This is a genomic window from Erwinia sp. SLM-02 (assembly GCF_037450285.1).
GTDB lineage: Bacteria > Pseudomonadota > Gammaproteobacteria > Enterobacterales > Enterobacteriaceae > Erwinia.
Window position 1 is genome coordinate 1 of the sequence record NZ_JAQISN010000028.1, and the last position, 456, is coordinate 456.

The 456-nt window shown below is 55.3% G+C and carries 1 rRNA gene; it reads left to right on the forward strand.

The annotated features are described in order from the left end of the window. Nucleotides 1–456, forward strand: a 16S ribosomal RNA gene (locus tag PGH32_RS24600); the annotation flags it as partial.

Genomic DNA, 456 nt, shown 5'->3' on the forward strand with positions numbered 1-456 from the left:
CCTACGGGAGGCAGCAGTGAGGAATATTGGTCAATGGGCGGAAGCCTGAACCAGCCAAGTCGCGTGAGGGAAGAAGGTCCTACGGATTGTAAACCTCTTTTGTCGGGGAACAAACGGAGGCACGTGTGCCTTTCTGAGTGTACCCGAAGAAAAAGCATCGGCTAACTCCGTGCCAGCAGCCGCGGTAATACGGAGGATGCGAGCGTTATCCGGATTTATTGGGTTTAAAGGGTGCGCAGGCGGCGCGTCAAGCCGGTGGTAAAATTGCGGGGCTCAACCCCGTAGAGCCATCGGAACTGGCGGTCTTGAGTGGAGAAGAAGTATGCGGAATGCGAGGTGTAGCGGTGAAATGCATAGATATCGCGCAGAACTCCGATTGCGAAGGCAGCTTACCCTCCAACTGACGCTGAGGCACGAAAGCGTGGGGATCGAACAGGATTAGATACCCGTGTAGTC